The organism is Stieleria sp. (assembly GCF_041595215.1).
Lineage (GTDB): Bacteria > Planctomycetota > Planctomycetia > Pirellulales > Pirellulaceae > Stieleria > Stieleria magnilauensis.
In genome coordinates this window covers 1-1,622 of sequence record NZ_JBFHKV010001464.1, presented here as the reverse complement: position 1 = coordinate 1,622, position 1,622 = coordinate 1, and the positions used below count along the sequence as shown (strand labels likewise).

General features: G+C 61.7%; 1 protein-coding gene and 1 pseudogene. One reads left to right on the top strand and one right to left on the bottom strand.

The genetic code is table 11. The features are described 5' to 3' along the window. A pseudogene (locus ABX749_RS32135) lies at positions 1-649 on the bottom strand (hypothetical protein); the annotation flags it as partial. A 438-nt stretch (positions 650-1,087) separates the two neighbouring features. Between ABX749_RS32135 and ABX749_RS32130 the strand changes: the two are divergent. Beyond that, on the top strand, positions 1,088-1,622 hold a 535-nt coding region (locus ABX749_RS32130; protein ID WP_372899631.1), incomplete at its 3' end, for a dockerin type I domain-containing protein.

Sequence of the window (1,622 nt, the reverse complement as noted above, 5' to 3'; positions counted from 1 at the left end):
GGGTGGTCTCGCCGAACTTGTCGCGGGTGACAACACCATCGGCATCGACCGTCGCGTTCAAATTGGACAGTTCATAACAGGCGGTATCGGTGACATCACGTGAAGTGCCGTCGGAAAACGTTGCGGTGACATGGACCGGAAGTGCTCGATCTGGATCGGCGACGATCGCTTGCGTCGGTTGCACGTCCAGTCCGATCAACCGCGGCGCTTCGGCGGACGGTCCCGGCGCACCGTGACGCAACCAATGTGTAAGCAACTGGTACGAAGGCGAGTCGGTGGAAAACCGAGTGCCGCCGCCATGTGCAACACCGCCGGATGCTTTCCGCAGAAACAGGCTCAACTCCGGCGCGGCGACGTTGATGCGACGTCCCTTGGCGGCACGCACCAGCATCTGGTAGTCGTACTGCGGGTCCTGGCCGCGCAGAGACAACTTCAATCCGCCCTTGCCGTTCAAGTTGCCGTGACAGGTCCCCAGGTTGCACCCGGCCTTGGACAGCACGGGCATGACGTCGATGGTGAATTCCGGGGGCTGGGCCGGGGGATGGGCCGGGGACGCGGCGGCGGGTGGCGATTGGTCGGCGCGAAGAGGGCTGGCGAAGTGTATGCAGACGGTCGCGACGAGCAGCGGCAAGGCAAACGTGCGGAACATATCGATTTCAGCAGGAGGCAGGTCGCACGTCGGCGTGGTCGATCACGCTAGGGACGGTGATCGAGATGCCGGCGGGCGTGAGATTGCAGGCGTGGAACTGCGGGGGCGGGATGCAATCGCGGATGGTTCACTATAGCAAATCGTCGTCGGTGGCGTGGGGATTGCCCACCGGTCCCGCGGTACGGCGACTGGGCAAAAACGTGAGCTGCGGGTGTGACATCATCGCTCCGGATGTTCCCCAATCGTTAGAGGCGTCGTTCCCCGCCCGCCTCCTCGTCTCTTCTCCTCCCCCATGCGAGCGCAATTCCCATGAGCCTTTTCGATTCCACTTCTGATTCTTTTCGCCGACTACAGATCCGCATCCTGGAACGTCTGTCCCGACGTGACGCGTCCGCCCCCCGAGGTCGCCGTTGCAGACGACCGCTCCGGGGGGAAGCGTTGGAAGGACGGCGTCTGCTGGCAGCCGATTTCGACGGATTTCGACACAACGTTTTCGATGCCGAAGATGTCAACGACGATGGCGAGGTCTCCGCCGTCGATGCGCTGATCATTATTAATTCGATGAATCGTAACGGTGGCGATGATGCCTCGCGATTCACAGACGTCAACAACGATGGTCGGCGAAGTGTGCTCGACGCATTGAGGGTCATCAATCGACTCGGACGAGAACGCAACGGCACCGTGGACGATTCTTCACGCGGCGATCGCAATGGAGGAACCACGACCGTGATTCCCGAATTGCCCGATGAAGTCCGCTCGATCGATGGCACCGGAAACAACCTCGAAAATCCCGACTTGGGAAGCACCGGTGAAGCGTTGCTGCGGATCGCCGAGGCGGACTATGAAGACGGCTTCTCCACGCCCGCCGGGGCCGACCGGCCGAGCGCCCGTGAGATCAGCAACACACTGTCGGATGTCGAAGGTGACGGGACCAAGAATGAGCGTGGGTTGTCCGCATTCCTGTACGTTTGGG